Here is a 16860-nt window from a genome sequence, read left to right on the forward strand (position 1 = left end):
GCGAAAAGCCAACAGCGCCGAATCGCCCATAGGACGGCTTCGACGCATCTTCAGCGTAGACGATGAGGGCGAGAGCGGGGCGAATCAGTACAGGTTTTGTTCGGTCAGACGCTGAACGGCGAGGCGGCGGTAGTGCGACGGGGTCATGCCCTTGAGTTGCTGAAAGCGCCGATTGAAATTGGAAATATTGTTGAATCCGGACTCGAAGCACACATCGGTGACCGGTTTGTCGCCGTCGGCAAGCAGTTCACACGATTTGCTGATGCGCAGCCGATTGACGAACTCCACGAAGCAGCGCCCGGTAGCCTGTTTGAACACCCGGGAAAAATAGGTCGGCTTCATGCCCAGATACTCGGCGACTTCCTCCAGCGGCAGCTCGCGGCCATAGTGGGTGAAGATATAATCCACCGCCCGGTTGGTGCGATCCACACTGTGCTCGTCCGCCGTGTGGGCCACCGCCGTGCCTGACAGCAGCTGGTAGTCGTCGCTGGCGGCCAGCAGCTCGAGCAGGATGAAGAAGTGGCCCAGGCGAGTGATGCCTCGTGAGTCGGCGATCTTCTGCATTTGCTTCATGGCCTGACGAATCGTGCGTTTGCAGCGAAATTCGATGCCGTAGCGGGCGCGCTCCAGTAAGGGCGTCAGGGTCTTGAGTTCGGCAAACACCTGATTGCCGCTTTCCAGCAGCTCGTCGGTAAAGTTGACCAGCATGTCGCGCTTGGGCACCACCTCGCCATCGTCGATCTGGCTGATCCAGTTATGCGGCAGGTTGGGGCCGGTGAGAAACAGGCTGGCAGGATTGAAATTGCCGATGTAGTCGCCGACAAACACCTTTCCAGAGCTGGCGACAATCAGGTGCAGCTCATATTCCTTGTGGAAGTGCCAGCGCACCAGCGGGCAGGGGAAACCATGCTCGCGGTAGATGATCGACAGACCGTTGTGGTCGTCCATCAATTCGTAGGAAGGGTCGGCGATTCTTGTTGTTTTATTCATTGGCGATGTCATGTTCATCCGTTGCCAAAAGAGTAATGTGCCTGATTTTTCAGTTCAATGCCCGGTCGTTGGCAAAAATCACCTACGATCAGGCCCCTGCACAGTGGAGGCGTTGCCCGATGAAACAGATCCTGCTGATCGGTATGGGGGCCGGTGATCCCGAGCAGATCACCCTGCAGGCTGTCGCGGCACTGAACCGTGCAGAGGTGATCTTTATCCTCGACAAGGGGTACGTCGACGATCAGTTGCTGAGGCTGCGCAAAGAGCTCTGTCAGCGCTACATCACTCATGAACGCTACCGTCTGGTGCAAGTTCAGGATCCTCGACGTGAAGATGATCCGCAGGCCTACGAGCGCGGCATCGAGGGGTGGCACGAACAGCGCGCAATACTCTTCGAGCGGTTGTTGGCCGATGAGCTTGGTGTGGATCAGGTCGGCGCTTTTCTGGTCTGGGGCGACCCGTCGCTCTACGACAGCACAATGCGCATCCTTGATCAGGTCCTGGCGCGGCGCAACGGGGTATTCGAGTATCAGGTGATTCCCGGTATCACCAGCGTCCAGAGCCTGGTCGCGCGGCACCGGATCCCGCTCAATCGCATCGGCGAGTCGATTCTTATCACCACCGGCCGACGCCTGGCGACAGCTCCGCTGGAGCACCTCGGCAACGTCGTGGTGATGCTCGACGCGCACTGCACATTCGAGCGTTATGTGGGGCAGGGGCTGGACATCTATTGGGGCGCGTATCTGGGCACGCCGGACGAGATACTGGTGTCGGGCCGGCTCGATGAGGTCTGCGAGCAAATCAGGCGGCTGCGCAGCGAGGCACGCGAGCGCAAGGGGTGGATCATGGATACCTATTTGCTACGCAAACCGGCCTAAGCCGGTTTTTCATCCTTGTTGCGATTCTTCGCTTCGATCCACTGCGCCATGTATTTGGTGCTCTTGTGGTGGTGATGCCGCAGCATGGCGCCGGTGAAGTTCGCCAGGCGATGCTCCGCGAGTCCGTTGCGAAGGGTCTCGATGCGCTCGATCAGGGTCGCACAGTGTTGCCGATGCTGGAAGCGCGCTTGCAGTAACGCCTGACCCGCATGTTGCGCTTCAAGCCAGAGGTTCTGCTCCTGATACAGCCTGACCGCAGCGTCAGCGATGTCGGCTGGCTTATCGGCAATGATGCCGGGCCACGGCAGCCCGCCGCTCATGGCTTCCGCACCCATCGGGGTGGTGACTGATGGCGTTCCGCAGAGCATCGCGTCCATCAGCTTGCCTTTGATGCCAGCCCCGAAACGCAATGGCGCGAGGCACACTCGCGCATTGGACATGACCTCCAGCGCATCCTCGGCCCAGTGCTTCACATGAAAGCCCTGAGCGGCGTTGTGCAGCGCCGCGGCCTTGGGTGGCGTATAGGCACCGTAGATGTGCAACTGGGCTTCGGGCAGTTGTTGACGGATCAGCGGCCAGATAGTGGTTTTCATCCACAGCACCGCATCCCAGTTGGGCGCATGACGGAAGTTGCCGATACTGAGGAAGTGTGCACGCTGTGCAAAAGGCCGGAAGCTGTCGGGCGCCCCGTCGATCATCAGCGGACACCAGTGCAGCAGCGTCTCGGGCAGGCCGAAAGGGCCGCTCAGCAGTGCAATTTCGACATCGGACGTCATCAGGTTGAGATCGCAGCGATACAACGAAGCGATTTCGCGTTGCGCCAGATCACTGGACGCTATCTGCCGGAAAAGCTGCGGCGCTGAAATGTCCACACTGCCCGGCGCAGCCTCGGGGCAATCGCTGTTCAGCGCGTCCTTCAACAACTGATGGCGGGCGTGGCGCAGGCTCTGGAAATCCGAGGTCTCCAGAATTCGCAGCGCGTCAGGACACTGCTGCTCGACACGCCAGCCGAACTGCTCTTCGATCATGAACTGATCGAAGAGCACCACGTCAGGCTGCAATTCGCTGACAAACACGTCAAAACTGCTGTCGTTGAGCGCAATGTGCACTTCGTGGATGCCCAGGCCGAGCAGATCGGCGCGGTGCTCGCCTTCAGTGGCAGGGCTGGCAAAGGTGATCTGCCAATCCTGCTCCAGAAAGCATTGAATCAATTGCATCATGTGCCCGCTCGCGGCCGAGGAGCGCGGTTCTGGCCACACGTAGCCGATGATCAATAGGCGGGTGCTGACAGGCTTGTCGGTACGGTTGAAGACTGCGTCGATGTCAGTCAAGGCTGTTCCCGAGAATGCTTTTTACCTTGTCACGCAACTGGTCGATGGAGAACGGCTTGCCGATCGAGTGCATGCCTGGCGGCACGTCGATATTTTCGGAGTAACCGCTGGCGAACAGCACCGGCAATTGCGGGCGAAGTTCGATGACCTTTTTGGCCAGTGCGGTGCCCTTCATGTCAGGCAGCCCCTGGTCAGTCATCAACAAGTCGATGTGATTGGAATCGTCTGCAACAAAGGTCAGTGCCGACGTAGCGTCCTCGGCTTCCAGTACCTTGTATTCCAGCTCCTCGAGCACGTCGACAATCAGCATGCGCACAATGGCGTCGTCTTCGACCACGAGAATGGTGCGGGCTGTGTCGGGCATGGTTGACTCCTTAAACCTGAATAATGGCGATGGTGCAGACAGTGTGGAATTTTACGCATCCTTTCCCGTCAACTCAGGGTAACCGAGCGAGGGCCTGTCCGCGGTTGATACAGTCCCTGTATCAGTAAATAAAAACCGGGTGGAAGTTCAATCGAGGCACAAATACCGTAAATCGACAGGGCGGCTCACGGGTTGGCGTCATTAATGAATACAGGCGTGAGCTTATCGCGCATTTATGTGTGAAATTTCAATCCTCTATGTCAGAAATAAGAGTGTTTTTCGTAGGTTTACGGCAAACTCTACGGTTTTGATCCACTCGTCAGGGATATTTCATGAATCGGACGTCTGTTGTCGATGAACAACGCTTTCGAAAATTGCTGGGGCGTAACGTTGGCTTGCCCCTGGGCGTCGGTGTATTGAGCGCAGTTTTCTTCATTCTGCTGATCAGTTATCTGCTCACTGCAATACAGTGGGTCGAGCACACTGACCGGGTGATCAACAACACCAACCGCTCAATGAAACTGTCGATAGACATGGAAACCGGCATGCGCGGTTTCCTGCTCACCGGTGATCAGCATTTTCTCGATCCCTATGAAGTCGCCAAGCCGCTGTTGCTCGCCGAGTTGCAGGGGCTGGAGGAACTGGTAGAAGACAACCCCACGCAACTGGATCGGTTCAGGCGTCTGGCCACGCTGCAACAGGAGTGGAATGCGTTCGCCCAGGAGATGATTACGTTGCGGCGCACCAACGCCGATTATCAGACGCCGGTGCTGGCCGGACGTGGCAAGCGAATTACCGATCAGATCCGCACCGAATACGATCAGGCCGTGGAAATGGAGCAGCAACTGCGCCTGACCCGCAATGCGGAAGTCACGCGCAGTACCATTCTTTCCGTCACCCTTTATCTGATATTCGTGGTGATTGTCAGCGCAATTCTGGCCTATATCGGTCGCCGGGATCTGATCTCGCTGTCGAACACTTACAGCGAAAACCTCAGACTGCAGGAAGTCAATGCCGAGCGACTGCAGAAGGTGGCCTGGCTGCGCAATGGTCAGAGCGAGCTGGCCGAGCAGGTCCTGGGGCAATTGACGCTGAACATGCTGGGCCGGAATATCCTCCAGTTTCTGACCCAATACCTGGGCGCGTCGGTGGCCGCTGTCTACATCCGCCAGGACCACGGCGGCCTCACGCGAGTTGCCTCGTATGGTTTCTCCCGCGAACAGGAGCAGCAGGATCAGACCATTCACAGTGACGAAGGCATTGTGGGGCAGGCAGCCCAGCAGGACCGCATCATTACGCTGGATGAACTGCCGGATAACTACTTCAAGGTCGCCTCCGGCCTGGGCGATGGCTCGCCGCGCAGCGTGGTGGTGGTGCCGACCAGCAATGACGATCAGGTCAACGGCGTGATCGAACTGGGCTTTCTGCGCACCCTGACCGAGCGCGATATCGAGTTTCTTGAGCTGGTGGCGGACAACATCGGTACGTCCATCGAAGCCGCCCGTTATCGCCAGCGTCTGCAGGAGGTGCTGGCCGAGACCCAGCAGCTCAACGAAGAACTGCAGGTGCAGCAGGAAGAACTGCGTACGGCCAACGAAGAGCTGGAGGAGCAATCGCGCATCCTCAAGGAGTCCCAGGTCCATCTGGAGACCCAGCAGGCTGAGCTGGAGCAGACCAACGAGCAACTCGCCGACCAGAGTCAGGCACTGGCCGAGCAGCGCGATGCGCTGGATCGCAACAATGAAGAACTGAATATTGCTCAGGCCGAGTTGCAGGCGCGGGCAGACGAACTGCAGCGCGCCAGCAAGTACAAGTCCGAGTTCCTCGCCAATATGTCCCACGAGCTGCGCACGCCGCTCAACAGCTCACTGATCCTCGCCAAACTGCTGGCCGAGAACCCGGGCGAGAACCTGACCGCCGAACAGGTCAAGTTTGCCGAGTCGATCTATTCGGCGGGCAATGACCTGCTGAATCTGATCAACGACATTCTGGATATTTCCAAGGTCGAGGCCGGCAAGCTGGAAGTGCGCCCGGAAAACAGCAGCGTTCCCCGACTGGTCGAAGGTCTGCGGACGCTCTTCCAGCCGCTGGCCGCCGAGAAGAAGCTCGCGTTTACCGTCGACATCCAGGCCGGTGCGCCTACCATGCTGTTCACGGATCGCCAGCGTCTTGAGCAGATCCTCAAGAACCTGCTGTCCAACGCGATCAAGTTCACTGAAGCAGGCTCGGTCAGCATGGTGGTTTCGCGTCATCCGGGCGCGGGTATCGCGTTCATCGTGCGTGATTCGGGCATCGGCATCGCCGAGGAGCACCAGCAGGGCATTTTTGAAGCGTTCCGTCAGGCAGACGGCACCACCAACCGGCGTTATGGTGGCACCGGATTGGGTTTGTCGATTTCGCGTGATCTGGCGGCATTGCTGGGCGGATCGATCAGTGTGACCAGCGCACCGGGGCAGGGCAGTATTTTCAGCCTCGTGCTGCCGGAGCAATACGTCGAACAGGACGGCCGCGAGCCGGACAGCGATCTGCTCATCTCACCAGCGCCTGCTGCGCTGCCGCTGTCTGTGGCTGCGCTTCCGGTCATCCCGCAGCCGGTACCGGCACCCGTGCCGATGGATACGCCGGTGCCGGTATTTGCCGACGACCGGGACAAGGCGCCCTTCGAGCGTCGTTGCATCCTGGTGATCGAAGACGAAGTGCGATTCGCCCAGATTCTCTACGACCTGGCCCACGAGCTGGGCTACGACTGTCTGGTCGCGCATGCTGCTGACGATGGCTTCAACCTGGCGTCCCGCTACACGCCCGATGCCATTCTGCTGGACATGCGCCTGCCGGATCATTCGGGCCTGACCGTGCTGCAGCGTCTCAAGGAGCTGGCGCCCACCCGGCACATTCCCGTACACGTGATCTCGGTCGAGGATCGCCAGGAAGCCGCCTTGCACATGGGCGCGATTGGCTACGCGGTCAAGCCGACCACGCGTGAAGAGCTCAAGGACGTGTTCGCCAAGCTGGAAGCCAAGCTGACGCAGAAGGTCAAACGTATCCTTCTGGTCGAAGACGATGCGTTGCAGCGTGACAGCATCGCGCGCCTGATCGGTGATGACGATATTGAAATCACTGCGGTAGGCTTTGCCCAGGAGGCGCTGGACCTGTTGCGCGATCATGTCTATGACTGCATGATCATCGATCTCAAGCTTCCGGACATGCTCGGCAATGAATTGCTCAAGCGCATGTCGATGGAGGACATCTGCGCCTTCCCGCCGGTGATTGTGTATACCGGCCGCAACATGACCCGCGATGAAGAAGCCGAGCTGATGAAGTATTCGCGCTCGATCATTATCAAGGGTGCGCGCTCGCCTGAAAGGCTGCTCGATGAGGTCACGCTGTTCCTGCACAAGGTCGAGTCGCAACTGTCCAACGAACGGCAAAAGATGCTCAAGACCGCACGTAGCCGTGACAAGGTCTTCGAGGCGCGCAAGATCCTCGTGGTCGACGACGATGTGCGCAATATCTTTGCGCTGACCAGCGCCCTTGAACATAAGGGTGCGGTCGTGGAAATCGCCCGCAATGGTCTGGAGGCAATTGCCAGGCTCAATGAGGTGGAAGACATCGATCTGGTCCTGATGGACGTGATGATGCCTGAAATGGATGGTTTTGAAGCGACCATCGAGATCCGCAAGGACCCGCGCTGGCGCAAGCTGCCGATCATCGCCGTCACGGCCAAGGCCATGAAGGATGATCAGGAGCGTTGTCTGCAGGCGGGTTCCAACGATTACCTGGCCAAACCCATTGATCTGGATCGTCTGTTTTCGCTGATTCGCGTCTGGCTGCCGAAGATGGAGCGTATCTGAATGAGGCTTCAGTGGAGGGGCGTCTGCAATGGCAAGCCCGGGCGGCACCATGCAGCTTGATCGAAGCATGGACATCGAGTTGCGCCTGCTGATCGAGGCGATTTACCTTCAGTACAGCTACGACTTTCGTGACTACTCCGGCGCTTCGGTCAAGCGCCGCGTGATCCATGCGTTGCGCCAGTTCGATTGTGCAACCATCTCCGCGCTGCAGGAACGTGTGATCCACGACCCTGCGGCGTTCATGCAATTGCTGCAGATTCTCACTATCCCGGTCAGTGAGATGTTCCGTGATCCCTCGCACTTCCTGGCAATCCGTAATGAGGTAGTACCGGTGCTACGTACCTACCCGTCAATCAAGGTATGGATTGCCGGCTGCAGCACGGGCGAGGAGGTCTATTCCACGGCTATTCTGTTGCGTGAAGAGGGGCTGCTGGAGCGAACCATCATTTACGCGACCGATATCAATCCCAGCTCGCTGGAGAAGGCCAAGCAGGGCATCTTTTCCATGGACAGTGTGCGGGCCTACGCCGAGAACTATCGAAAGGCGGGAGGGCAGCGCGATTTTGCCGAGTACTACACGTCCGCCTATGACTACGCGATCTTCGACAAGACGCTGTGCGAGAACGTCACGTTTGCCGATCACAGTCTGGCCACAGATAGTGTATTCTCCGAAACGCAATTTATTTCGTGTCGTAACGTACTGATTTATTTCAACAAAAAGCTCCAGGATCGAGCGTTCGGGCTGTTTCATGACTCGCTGTGTCATCGTGGTTTTCTGGCGTTGGGCAGCAAGGAGACGCTGGAATTCTCAGCGTACGGGGGCGCTTTCGAGGCGCTGGTGAAACCCGAGCGGATTTACCGGAAATCATGAAAACCACGTTTGGCGATGACGCCTTGAGTCACTCGTTGCCCGTGGTCGATGCCATTGTGGTCGGCGCATCGGCCGGCGGCGTGGAAGCCTTGCTGAAAATATTCAGCGGCCTGCGCAAGGGTTTTGCGTTGCCTATCCTGATGGTTCTGCATTTGCCTGATGACCGGCATAGCCAGTTGGCCAATGTGTTTCAGAACCGTCTGGCGATTCCGGTCAAGGAAGCCGACGACAAGGAGAGCATAGTGCCCGGCACTTTGTATGTTGCGCCAGCGGGCTATCACGTCTCGGTGGAGTCCGACTTTTCCCTGTCGTTGAGTCAGGAGGACAAAGTGTTTTATTCAAGGCCCAGTATCGACATTCTGTTCGGTTCGGCTGCTGATGCCTATGGGTCGCGACTGGCCGGGGTGCTGTTGACCGGTGCCAATAATGACGGTGCGAACGGGTTGCTGCAGATCAAGACGTACGGTGGTTTCACGGTGATTCAGGACCCCTCGCAGGCCCAGGCTTCTACCATGCCTGAAGCTGGCCTGGCGCTGCACTCGCCCGATTACCTCCTTTCCCTGAACGATATTGGCCGCTTGCTGGTCGAGCTGGAACGAACCGCATGTTAAGTGAAATTCAGGCAAAACTGCTTATCGTCGATGATTTGCCGGAAAACCTGCTGGCGCTCGAAGCGTTGATCAAGCGCGGTGATCGAATCGTCTACAAGGCGCTGTCTGCCGATGAGGCGCTGTCACTGCTGCTGCAGCACGAATTCGCCATGGCCATCCTCGACGTGCAGATGCCCGGGATGAACGGCTTCGAGCTGGCCGAGATGATGCGCAGCACGGAAAAGACCAAAAGCATTCCAATCGTCTTCGTCAGTGCCGCCGGACGTGAGCTGAATTACGCCTTCAAGGGTTATGAAAGCGGTGCCGTGGACTTCCTGCACAAGCCGCTGGATATTCACGCGGTGAAGAGCAAGGTCAATGTGTTCGTCGATCTTTACCGGCAGCGCAAGGCCATGAAGATACAAGTCGAGGAACTTGAGCGCAGTCGCCAGGAGCAGGAGGCCTTGCTCAAGCGTCTGCAGTCGACCCAGAGCGAGCTGGAGCATGCGATTCGTATGCGTGATGACTTCATGTCCATCGTCTCTCACGAGGTACGCACGCCGCTCAACGGCCTGATTCTGGAGACCCAGCTGCGCAAGCTGCACCTGGCCAAGGACAACGCAGCGGCGTTTACCATGGAAAAGTTACGTGCCATGGTCGATCGCGATGAGCGGCAGATTCAGAGCCTTATCCGCCTGATCGAAGACATGCTCGATGTATCGAGGATTCGTACCGGCAAGCTGTCGATCAGGCCGAGTCCGTTCGACCTGAGCGAGCTGGTCACTCAACTGCTGGAAAGTTTTGCCGCGCAGATCGCCGCCGCCAATTCCACGATCACCCGGTTCGCCGAGCAGCCGGTAATAGGCGTCTGGGATGAGTTCCGCATTGAGCAGGTGGTTGCCAACCTGTTGACCAACGCACTGCGCTACGGCGCGCGAAAGCCGATTGAAGTGCATGTGTACAGCAAGGACAGCGAGGCCTTCATTGAAGTGAGGGATCAAGGTATTGGCATTACGGCCGAAAACCAGAAGCGCATCTTTCAGCAGTTCGAGCGGGTGTCGACTAATCACGCTGTTGCCGGGCTGGGTCTTGGGCTGTTCATTTCCGATCAGATCGTCATGGCTCACGGCGGTCGCATCGAAGTGGAGAGTGAAGAGGGCAAGGGTTCGGTGTTTCGTATCTGTCTGCCTCTGTAAGGTCGCCGCCTCCGGCGATCAAGTTTAATCACACGTTGGCGCAACCTCCCACGCGTGCCGTGGTCGTAATGGCAGCTATTTATAAGATCAAAGGCAGTTCAATGAGCGCTGATGCAGAAAACGTCGTACTAATCGTCGAAGACGAGCCCCTGATCCTGATGCTTCTGGCCGATTATCTGTCGGGTGAGGGTTATCGTGTCCTGAAAGCCGAGAACGGCGAGCAGGCTTTCGAGATTCTGGCGACCAAACCCCATCTCGACCTGATGATCACCGATTATCGGCTGCCGGGCGGCGTCTCGGGCGTACAGATTGCCGAGCCCGCGATCATGCTGCGGCCCGAGTTGAAGGTGATTTTCATCAGCGGCTACCCGGCAGAGATACTCGATTCGGGCAGCCCCATCGCGCTGAAGGCGCCTATTCTCGCCAAGCCCTTCACCATGGACACCCTGCACACCCAGATCCAGAAACTACTGGCTTGAGCGGCCTGCCTGCCCGACGAGTGAGCGGGCAATCTGATAAATCTGCGCTGCCTGAAGCCTGAGTCTTGCTCAGGCTTCTATCATTTCCCGTACTTTTGACGTCAGGTGATCGAACGCAAAGGGTTTGGTGATCAATTGCATTCCTGTGTCCAGAAAGCCCCCGCGCACCGCCGCATGTTCTGCATAACCGGTGATGAACAACACCTTGAGTTCCGGTCGCAGTTGCCTCGCGATGTCCGCCAGTTGCCTGCCGTTCATGCCTGGCAGGCCTACATCGCTGATCAATAGATCGATACGCCGTCCGGATTCCAGTATGGGTACTGCGTCCGCTGCCTCGCCAGCCTCGATAAAGGTGTAGCCCAGCTCGCCAAGCACTTCACTGACCAGCGCGCGCACGGCAGGGTCGTCCTCAACGATCAGTACCGTCTCGCCGTTCTCGGCGTAAACGGCATTGCTCTGGAAGCTTTGCTCTGCCTCATCCGCCAGCCCCTGAAAGCGCGGCAGAAACAGTTGTACGGTAGTGCCGACGCCGACTTCGCTCTTGATCAGGACGTGGCCATGCGATTGCTTGCTGAAGCCGTAGATCATCGAAAGACCCAGACCCGTGCCCTGGCCGATGGGTTTGGTGGTGAAGAACGGGTCGAACGCTCGACTGATGACGGTTTCAGGCATGCCACAGCCATTGTCGCTGACGCTCAGTACGACATAGTCACCCGGCAGCAGGTTCTCATGGGCATTGGTGAAGGATCTGTCCAGTTGCTGGTTGAAGGTCTCGACCACCAGCGTGCCGCCGTCAGGCATGGCGTCGCGGGCGTTGAGTACCAGATTGAGCAGGGCGCTCTCCAACTGATTGGGGTCGGCTTCTGCGGTCCACAGATCGTGTGCCAGGCGCAGCTGCAAATGAATGCTCTCGTTAACGCTGCGCTGTAGCAGTTCATCCATGGCGTTGACCAGATGATTCATTTCGACCGGCTTGGAGTCCAGCGACTGACGCCGTGAGAAGGCCAGCAGACGATGGGTCAGGGCGGCGGCGCGGTTTGCTGAGGTGACCCCCAGATCGATCAGGCCGTTCAGGTCCTCGACACGCCCGCGCGCCAGCCGGCGTCTTATCAACTCGAGGCTGCCGATGATCCCTGTCAGCATGTTGTTGAAGTCATGGGCAATCCCGCCGGTCAACTGGCCGACTGCCTCCATTTTCTGTGACTGGCGCAGAATTTCCTCTTTGTGACGTAGCTGCGAGGTTCGCTCTTCAACCTGTTGCTCGAGCGTTTCATTGAGGCGGCGCAACTGCGACTCGGCCTGCTTGCGCTCGGTGATGTCGGATGTCACCCCCGCCAGTGAGCCGACCAGGCCGTTCTTGCCGCGCGTGGCACGGGCGCGCACATCCACCCAGTTGAGTGAGCCGTCCGGCCAGATATTCCGGTATTCGATGATCAGATCGACACCGGTGTCCAGGCTGCGCTGCAACGCCGATTGCATTCGGGGCTGGTCTTCGAAATAAACGGCGGCCAGCCAGTCGTCGTAACCGAAGGTGTTCTGCTCGTCGCGGCCGTAGTGACTTTTGGTGATGTCCGAACAGGTCAGTTTGAGATATTCGGCCTCCAGAACCCATGAGCCCAGCCTGCCGGCCTTCAGGGCATTCTGCAGGCGGCCTTCACTTTCGTGCAGATCCTCCATGCGCGCGCGAGCTTCATACTGGCGTCTACGGCCGCGCACCGCTGTCATCACCAGACTCACCAACGTCACCGGATGGAAAGGGCGCTCGAGAAAGGTCACGTTGCCCAATAGATTACCCATGCGCGCAGAGGGGTTGTGATCAGGTCCGTGGGTCAGCAAGACGATAGGCAAGTCCGACCAGGGCGGCTGACGGCCAAGCAGCTCCAGCAATGGGGTCATATCAGTGTTGCGCAGTGCCTCGTCGGCGATGATCGCCAGACCGGCACCGGCCCCCAGCTCTCTGACCAGTTCGGGCACGTCACGGGCGACCGTCGCGGGGTAACCTGCTTCGTCGAGAATACGCATGGCGATCTGACTGTCCCGCCCGCGTGGGGCGAGAATGATCGCGCGCTCTGATAACAGACCTGGGGTACTCACAGGTCGTCATCCTCAAGCAGCGGTTTCTTGTCGCCCATGTACGACGGCACACCGCGCAGTACACCCTGAAAGGCCTCCAGCGGTTCGCCTATTTTCAATCCGCTGGAACTGATGCGGTACTCACGGATTGTGGATTCGTGAGTGCCGGTGCGTTTCTTGATGACCGATATCGCACGGCGTACCTGACCCAATGCTTCAAAGTAACGCAACAGAATCACACTGTCGGCAAGGTAGGTGATGTCTACTGGCGAGCGCATATCGCCGACCAGTCCGTGCTGCGCAACGGTCATGAAGGTCGAGGCGCCCTGGCGATTGAGGTAGAGCAGCAGCTCGTGCATGTGCAGAACCAGCGCGCTTTCTTCAGGCATTGCAGCCTGGTAACCGTTGATACTGTCGATGACAACGGTCTTTATCTGCTTTTTATCGACTGCACGCCGCACACGGTGTGCGAACTCGCCAGGGGACAGCTCTGCGGCGTCGATCTGCTCGACCACCAGATTGCCGGTTTCCTGCAGTGCACGCAGGTCGATCCCCAGCTTGAGCATGCGCTCGAACAGCAGGCCCATTTCCTCATCGAATATGAACAGACCGACGCGCTCGCCGCGTGCGACCGCCTGCACGGCGAAAACCAGCGAGATGAGCGATTTCCCGGTCCCGGCCGGGCCAAGAATCAGGGTGCTGGAGCCACCTTCGATGCCGCCTCCGAGCAGGTTATCCAGCTCCTGGATTCCGCTGCTCAATTGAGTGCGCGAGTAGTTGGAACGGTGTTCGGCGGCTACCAGGCGAGGAAAGACGTGTATGCCATTCTCGGCAATGGTGAAGTCGTGAAAACCACCGCGATACTTCTGACCGCGGTACTTGACGATTTTGAGACGCCTGCGCTCGGCACCGTAAGTAGGTGTCAGTGCCTCAAGGCGAATCACCCCGTGGGCAACGCTGTGCACGGTCTTGTCGAGTGCCTCGGTGGTCAGGTCATCGAGCAGCAGCACTGTCGCGTTGTAGCGGGTGAAATAATGCTTGATGGCCAGAATCTGGCGCCTGTAGCGCAACGAACTCTGCGCCAGAAGACGGATTTCCGAGAGGCTGTCGATGACGACGCGAGTAGGTTTGACACGCTCGACCACCTCGAATATCTGCCGCGTCGCCTCACCCAGCTCCAGGTCAGAGGAGTAGAGCAGGCTTTGATGATGATCCGCATCGAGCAGGCTTTCAGGCGGTGTCAGTTCAAAGATATTGATATGTTCGTCGAGCTGCCATCCGTGCGAGGCTGCACCCGAGCGCAACTCGCTTTCAGTCTCGGACAGAGTGATATACAACGAGATTTCGCCCGCTGCCGCCCCGGCCTGCAGAAAATGCAGCGCCACGGTTGTCTTGCCGGTTCCGGGTTCTCCCTCAAGAAGAAACACATGACTGCGTGAAAGACCTCCTGCAAGGATGTCATCCAGGCCTTCAATGCCGGTTGCCGCTTTTGACGTATTCAAGTATCGCCCTCTGATAACCGTACAGGTTTTGTTAATGCCTCATTACTGGACCGTCAGGTACTGCGACCGTTCCCCCTATTTGAGGGGAACATCCATATCCAATATAGCCGGGCGGGTAGTTTTCGGGTCCTGCAAATGTCACTTCAGTCCGGTTACGATGTGTCTGTTGCAGTTGTTATAGTCCTGCGCCTGAACACCCACCTGCTTGAGGGATCACGTCGTGACCGATTATCAAAGTTTCCGGGTCGAGCTGGGCGACAGCGTTGCTCACGTACAAATCAACCGGCCTGAAAAACTCAACGCGATGAACGAGTCGTTCTGGACGGAGATAATCGACATCTTCGACTGGATAGAGCGTACCGACGAGGTGCGCGTTGTGGTGCTCAGCGGTGCAGGCAAGCACTTTTCGTCCGGCATCGATCTGGCATTGCTGGCTTCGGTCGCCAGCCAGTTGGGTAAGGACGCAGGGCGCAATGCACGTCTGTTGCGGCGCAAGATCCGCGACATGCAAGCCTCGTTCACGGCCGTGGACAATTGCCGCAAACCGGTTCTTGCCGCCATTCAAGGCTACTGCCTGGGCGGTGCCATCGACCTGATTTCTGCGTGTGACATGCGATATGCGGCGGCTGACGCGCAGTTCGCCATTCGCGAGATCGACATGGGCATGGCCGCCGATGTCGGCACGCTGCAACGCCTGCCGAGGATCATCGGTGATGGTGTGCTGCGCGAACTGGCCTACACCGGGCGTAGCGTCGGCGCTGAAGAGGCGCAACGGATCGGGTTGGTCAATCGCACCTTCGAGGACACTGAAGGTCTGTTGCAGGGTGTTCTGGCGGTGGCTCGGGAAATAGCCGGCAAATCGCCCATCGCTATCGAAGGCACCAAGCAAATGATCAGCTACATGCGCGATCACAGAGTGGAAGACGGCCTCGAACACGTTGCCATCTGGAACGCAGCCATGCTGCAATCACCTGACCTGAAGCTGGCGATGGCTGCGCAGATGAGCAAGCAGAAGCCGGTCTTCGATAATTGATACATGACAAGGCTCGAGTCTGAGCGAAGGAGTTTCTAATGTCGCGCCCGGAGCGTTGGACAACTGCAGTTCTGGATGTCGAGGCCCCTGGCGGTTTGGCTGTGGTTCAGGGTGATCAGGGTTTTTTGCTGGATGCCAATGGGGTGATGTTCCCCAGAGGCTGGCTGAACGGGCTGGACCTGCCGGTGCAGAGCGAGCACGGCATAGGCTATTTCGAGGGTGAGCCTGTCTACCTTCTGGTGCTCGAACGCTCGGTTGCCGTCGAGGGCTGCGCCTGGCAAGGCTTGCGTCAATTCATGCTGGAAGGCGACTTCGCTGTTTTCCAGATGCTCGGCTACGCCGCGCAAGTCAGCACATGGGCCAGGGAACACCGTTTCTGCGGTGCCTGCGGTCGTGCGACGGTGCAGATTCGCGGCGAACGTGCGATGTTCTGCGAGCATGACAACCTGCGGCTGTACCCGCGTATTTCGCCCAGCATGATTGTGCTGGTCACCCGTGGCGATGAAATCCTGCTGGCGCGCTCACCGCGGTTCGTCACCGGTATGTACAGCGCACTGGCCGGGTTCGTGGAGCCGGGTGAATCTGCCGAAGACTGCGTGCATCGCGAGGTGATGGAAGAGGTGCAGGTGCGTATCAAGAACCTGAAGTACCGCGGCAGCCAGTGCTGGCCGTTCCCGCACTCGATGATGCTCGGGTTCCATGCCGAATACGAAAGCGGTGAAATCGTGCCCCAGGCAGAAGAGATTGAAGACGCACGCTGGTTTCATGTCGATGACCTGCCGCCGTTGCCGGCCAATCGGTCGATTGCCCGCTACCTGATCGAGGCGTATCTGGCCGAGCGCTCAGGCGCCCCCGAACCAGTGTTGCCAGGCTAGGCGCACGGTCAGGCCCAGAACCACGGTGATGAACACCGGGCGGATGAATTTGGCACCGCCCTTGATCGCGGTGCCTGCACCGAAGTAGGCACCGAGCATCACCGCAAGGCCCATGCTCAGGCCGATGATGTAATCCACCTGGCCGGAAAACATGAATACCGAGAGCGCCACGGCATTGCTGACGAAGTTCATGCTGCGCGCCACGCCGCTGGCCTTGACCAGATCAACCGGGTAGAGCAGCAGGGTGCTGACTGTCCAGAACGCGCCGGTACCCGGTCCGGCAACACCGTCGTAGAAACCCAGGCTCACTCCCTGGGGAAGCTGCCATTTCCTTTTGATCGGTGCGTTGCTGTCCAGAGGGGCCTTGGGCGTGCCGCCAAACAACAAATACAGTCCGCAACCGAACACGATCACCGGCAACATCTGGTTCAGCCATTCGGCTGGCAGGTAATGGGCAATCACAGCGCCTAGCGCGGCACCGATCGCAGTGCCGACCACGGCATGCAGCCATTGGCGCGGATCGAACAGTTTGCGACGGTAGAAGGTGAAGCTGGCCGTCGCTGAACCAAAGGTCGAACTGAGCTTGTTGGTGCCCAGCACCAGATGCGGCGGCAGGCCGGCGGTCATCAGCGCCGGGGTGGTCAGTAGTCCGCCGCCACCGGCGATGGCGTCTATGAATCCCGCTATGAAAGCAACCACGGCAAGAATGGCGAGGGTGGTCAGGTCGACGCTGAGTTCAAAGGACATGGTGGCAGGGGGCTTATGGCGAGGACGGCAAGGGGGCAGAATGGCTGCCCGAACGTGGCGCATTCTACCCCTTGTGCAAC

14 protein-coding genes are annotated in these 16860 nt (G+C 58.5%); 8 read left to right on the forward strand and 6 right to left on the reverse strand.

Going from position 1 to position 16860, the window contains the following annotated elements:
* Window positions 1-84 precede the first annotated feature (84 nt).
* Window positions 85-990 (reverse strand): AraC family transcriptional regulator, encoded by a 906-nt coding sequence (locus LCH65_RS13750; RefSeq protein ID WP_003434154.1) that lies wholly within the window; start codon window positions 988-990, stop codon window positions 85-87.
* Window positions 991-1109: 119 nt separating this feature from the next.
* Here LCH65_RS13750 and cobF point away from each other — a divergent pair, with 119 nt between their 5' ends.
* Entirely contained in the window at window positions 1110-1868 is a 759-nt protein-coding gene (gene cobF, locus LCH65_RS13755; RefSeq protein ID WP_151342292.1) for a precorrin-6A synthase (deacetylating), read from the forward strand.
* Here the strand turns inward: cobF and LCH65_RS13760 are convergent.
* Both LCH65_RS13760 and LCH65_RS13765 read right to left on the reverse strand, forming a co-directional pair.
* Window positions 1865-3199, reverse strand: coding sequence for a glycosyltransferase family 4 protein (locus tag LCH65_RS13760; protein ID WP_003369348.1), 1335 nt, complete (start codon window positions 3197-3199; stop codon window positions 1865-1867). The genes cobF and LCH65_RS13760 overlap by 4 nt on opposite strands.
* Window positions 3192-3563, reverse strand: coding sequence for a response regulator (locus tag LCH65_RS13765; RefSeq protein ID WP_003369350.1), 372 nt, complete (start codon window positions 3561-3563; stop codon window positions 3192-3194). Before LCH65_RS13765 ends, LCH65_RS13760 begins: the two co-directional genes overlap by 8 nt.
* A gap of 332 nt (window positions 3564-3895) precedes the next feature.
* Here LCH65_RS13765 and LCH65_RS13770 point away from each other — a divergent pair, with 332 nt between their 5' ends.
* From LCH65_RS13770 to LCH65_RS13790, 5 genes are all read left to right on the forward strand, one after another.
* Window positions 3896-7414, forward strand: a complete 3519-nt coding sequence (locus LCH65_RS13770) for a response regulator (RefSeq protein WP_096128049.1) — start codon at window positions 3896-3898, stop codon at window positions 7412-7414.
* Between the two features lie 49 nt (window positions 7415-7463).
* Entirely contained in the window at window positions 7464-8285 is an 822-nt protein-coding gene (locus LCH65_RS13775; protein WP_180336191.1) for a CheR family methyltransferase, read from the forward strand.
* Window positions 8282-8896 (forward strand): chemotaxis protein CheB, encoded by a 615-nt coding sequence (locus LCH65_RS13780; RefSeq protein WP_003369357.1) that lies wholly within the window; start codon window positions 8282-8284, stop codon window positions 8894-8896. The genes LCH65_RS13775 and LCH65_RS13780 overlap by 4 nt, the downstream gene beginning before the upstream one ends.
* Window positions 8890-10071 (forward strand): hybrid sensor histidine kinase/response regulator, encoded by a 1182-nt coding sequence (locus LCH65_RS13785; protein ID WP_003434146.1) that lies wholly within the window; start codon window positions 8890-8892, stop codon window positions 10069-10071. The genes LCH65_RS13780 and LCH65_RS13785 overlap by 7 nt, the downstream gene beginning before the upstream one ends.
* Before the next feature lie 101 nt (window positions 10072-10172).
* Window positions 10173-10550, forward strand: coding sequence for a response regulator (locus LCH65_RS13790; protein ID WP_003318062.1), 378 nt, complete (start codon window positions 10173-10175; stop codon window positions 10548-10550).
* 69 nt (window positions 10551-10619) lie between these two features.
* Here LCH65_RS13790 and LCH65_RS13795 read toward each other — a convergent pair whose 3' ends face one another.
* Together LCH65_RS13795 and LCH65_RS13800 are read right to left on the reverse strand one after the other, a co-directional pair.
* Complete coding sequence (locus LCH65_RS13795) at window positions 10620-12644, reverse strand: response regulator (RefSeq protein WP_003369363.1); 2025 nt, start codon at window positions 12642-12644, stop codon at window positions 10620-10622.
* Window positions 12641-14125: an ATPase domain-containing protein gene (locus LCH65_RS13800; protein ID WP_032609592.1), complete on the reverse strand. Its 1485-nt coding sequence runs from the start codon at window positions 14123-14125 to the stop codon at window positions 12641-12643. Before LCH65_RS13800 ends, LCH65_RS13795 begins: the two co-directional genes overlap by 4 nt.
* 220 nt (window positions 14126-14345) lie before the next feature.
* Here LCH65_RS13800 and LCH65_RS13805 point away from each other — a divergent pair, with 220 nt between their 5' ends.
* Together LCH65_RS13805 and nudC are read left to right on the forward strand one after the other, a co-directional pair.
* Entirely contained in the window at window positions 14346-15158 is an 813-nt protein-coding gene (locus tag LCH65_RS13805) for a crotonase/enoyl-CoA hydratase family protein (RefSeq protein WP_003369367.1), read from the forward strand.
* 38 nt (window positions 15159-15196) lie between these two features.
* On the forward strand, window positions 15197-16033 hold the full coding sequence (nudC, locus tag LCH65_RS13810; protein ID WP_003369368.1) for an NAD(+) diphosphatase: 837 nt from the start codon (window positions 15197-15199) through the stop codon (window positions 16031-16033).
* On the opposite strand, the gene LCH65_RS13815 is transcribed toward nudC, so the two are convergent.
* Window positions 16001-16780 (reverse strand): TSUP family transporter, encoded by a 780-nt coding sequence (locus LCH65_RS13815; protein WP_054081479.1) that lies wholly within the window; start codon window positions 16778-16780, stop codon window positions 16001-16003. The two genes, nudC and LCH65_RS13815, sit on opposite strands and share 33 nt — an antisense overlap.
* Window positions 16781-16860: the final 80 nt, after the last annotated feature.

The organism is Pseudomonas sp. MWU16-30316 (assembly GCF_020515645.1).
GTDB lineage: Bacteria > Pseudomonadota > Gammaproteobacteria > Pseudomonadales > Pseudomonadaceae > Aquipseudomonas > Aquipseudomonas cerasi.

Bases quoted from the DNA above. Each gene is read 5' to 3' on its own strand.
- LCH65_RS13750 (WP_003434154.1), bottom strand. From the start codon at position 990: ATGAATAAAACAACAAGAATCGCCGACCCTTCCTACGAATTGATGGAC.
- cobF (WP_151342292.1), top strand. From the start codon at position 1,110: ATGAAACAGATCCTGCTGATCGGTATGGGGGCCGGTGATCCCGAGCAG.
- LCH65_RS13765 (WP_003369350.1), bottom strand. From the start codon at position 3,563: ATGCCCGACACAGCCCGCACCATTCTCGTGGTCGAAGACGACGCCATT.
- LCH65_RS13770 (WP_096128049.1), top strand. From the start codon at position 3,896: ATGAATCGGACGTCTGTTGTCGATGAACAACGCTTTCGAAAATTGCTG.
- LCH65_RS13775 (WP_180336191.1), top strand. From the start codon at position 7,464: ATGCAGCTTGATCGAAGCATGGACATCGAGTTGCGCCTGCTGATCGAG.
- LCH65_RS13780 (WP_003369357.1), top strand. From the start codon at position 8,282: ATGAAAACCACGTTTGGCGATGACGCCTTGAGTCACTCGTTGCCCGTG.
- LCH65_RS13785 (WP_003434146.1), top strand. From the start codon at position 8,890: ATGTTAAGTGAAATTCAGGCAAAACTGCTTATCGTCGATGATTTGCCG.
- LCH65_RS13790 (WP_003318062.1), top strand. From the start codon at position 10,173: ATGAGCGCTGATGCAGAAAACGTCGTACTAATCGTCGAAGACGAGCCC.
- nudC (WP_003369368.1), top strand. From the start codon at position 15,197: ATGTCGCGCCCGGAGCGTTGGACAACTGCAGTTCTGGATGTCGAGGCC.
- LCH65_RS13815 (WP_054081479.1), bottom strand. From the start codon at position 16,780: ATGTCCTTTGAACTCAGCGTCGACCTGACCACCCTCGCCATTCTTGCC.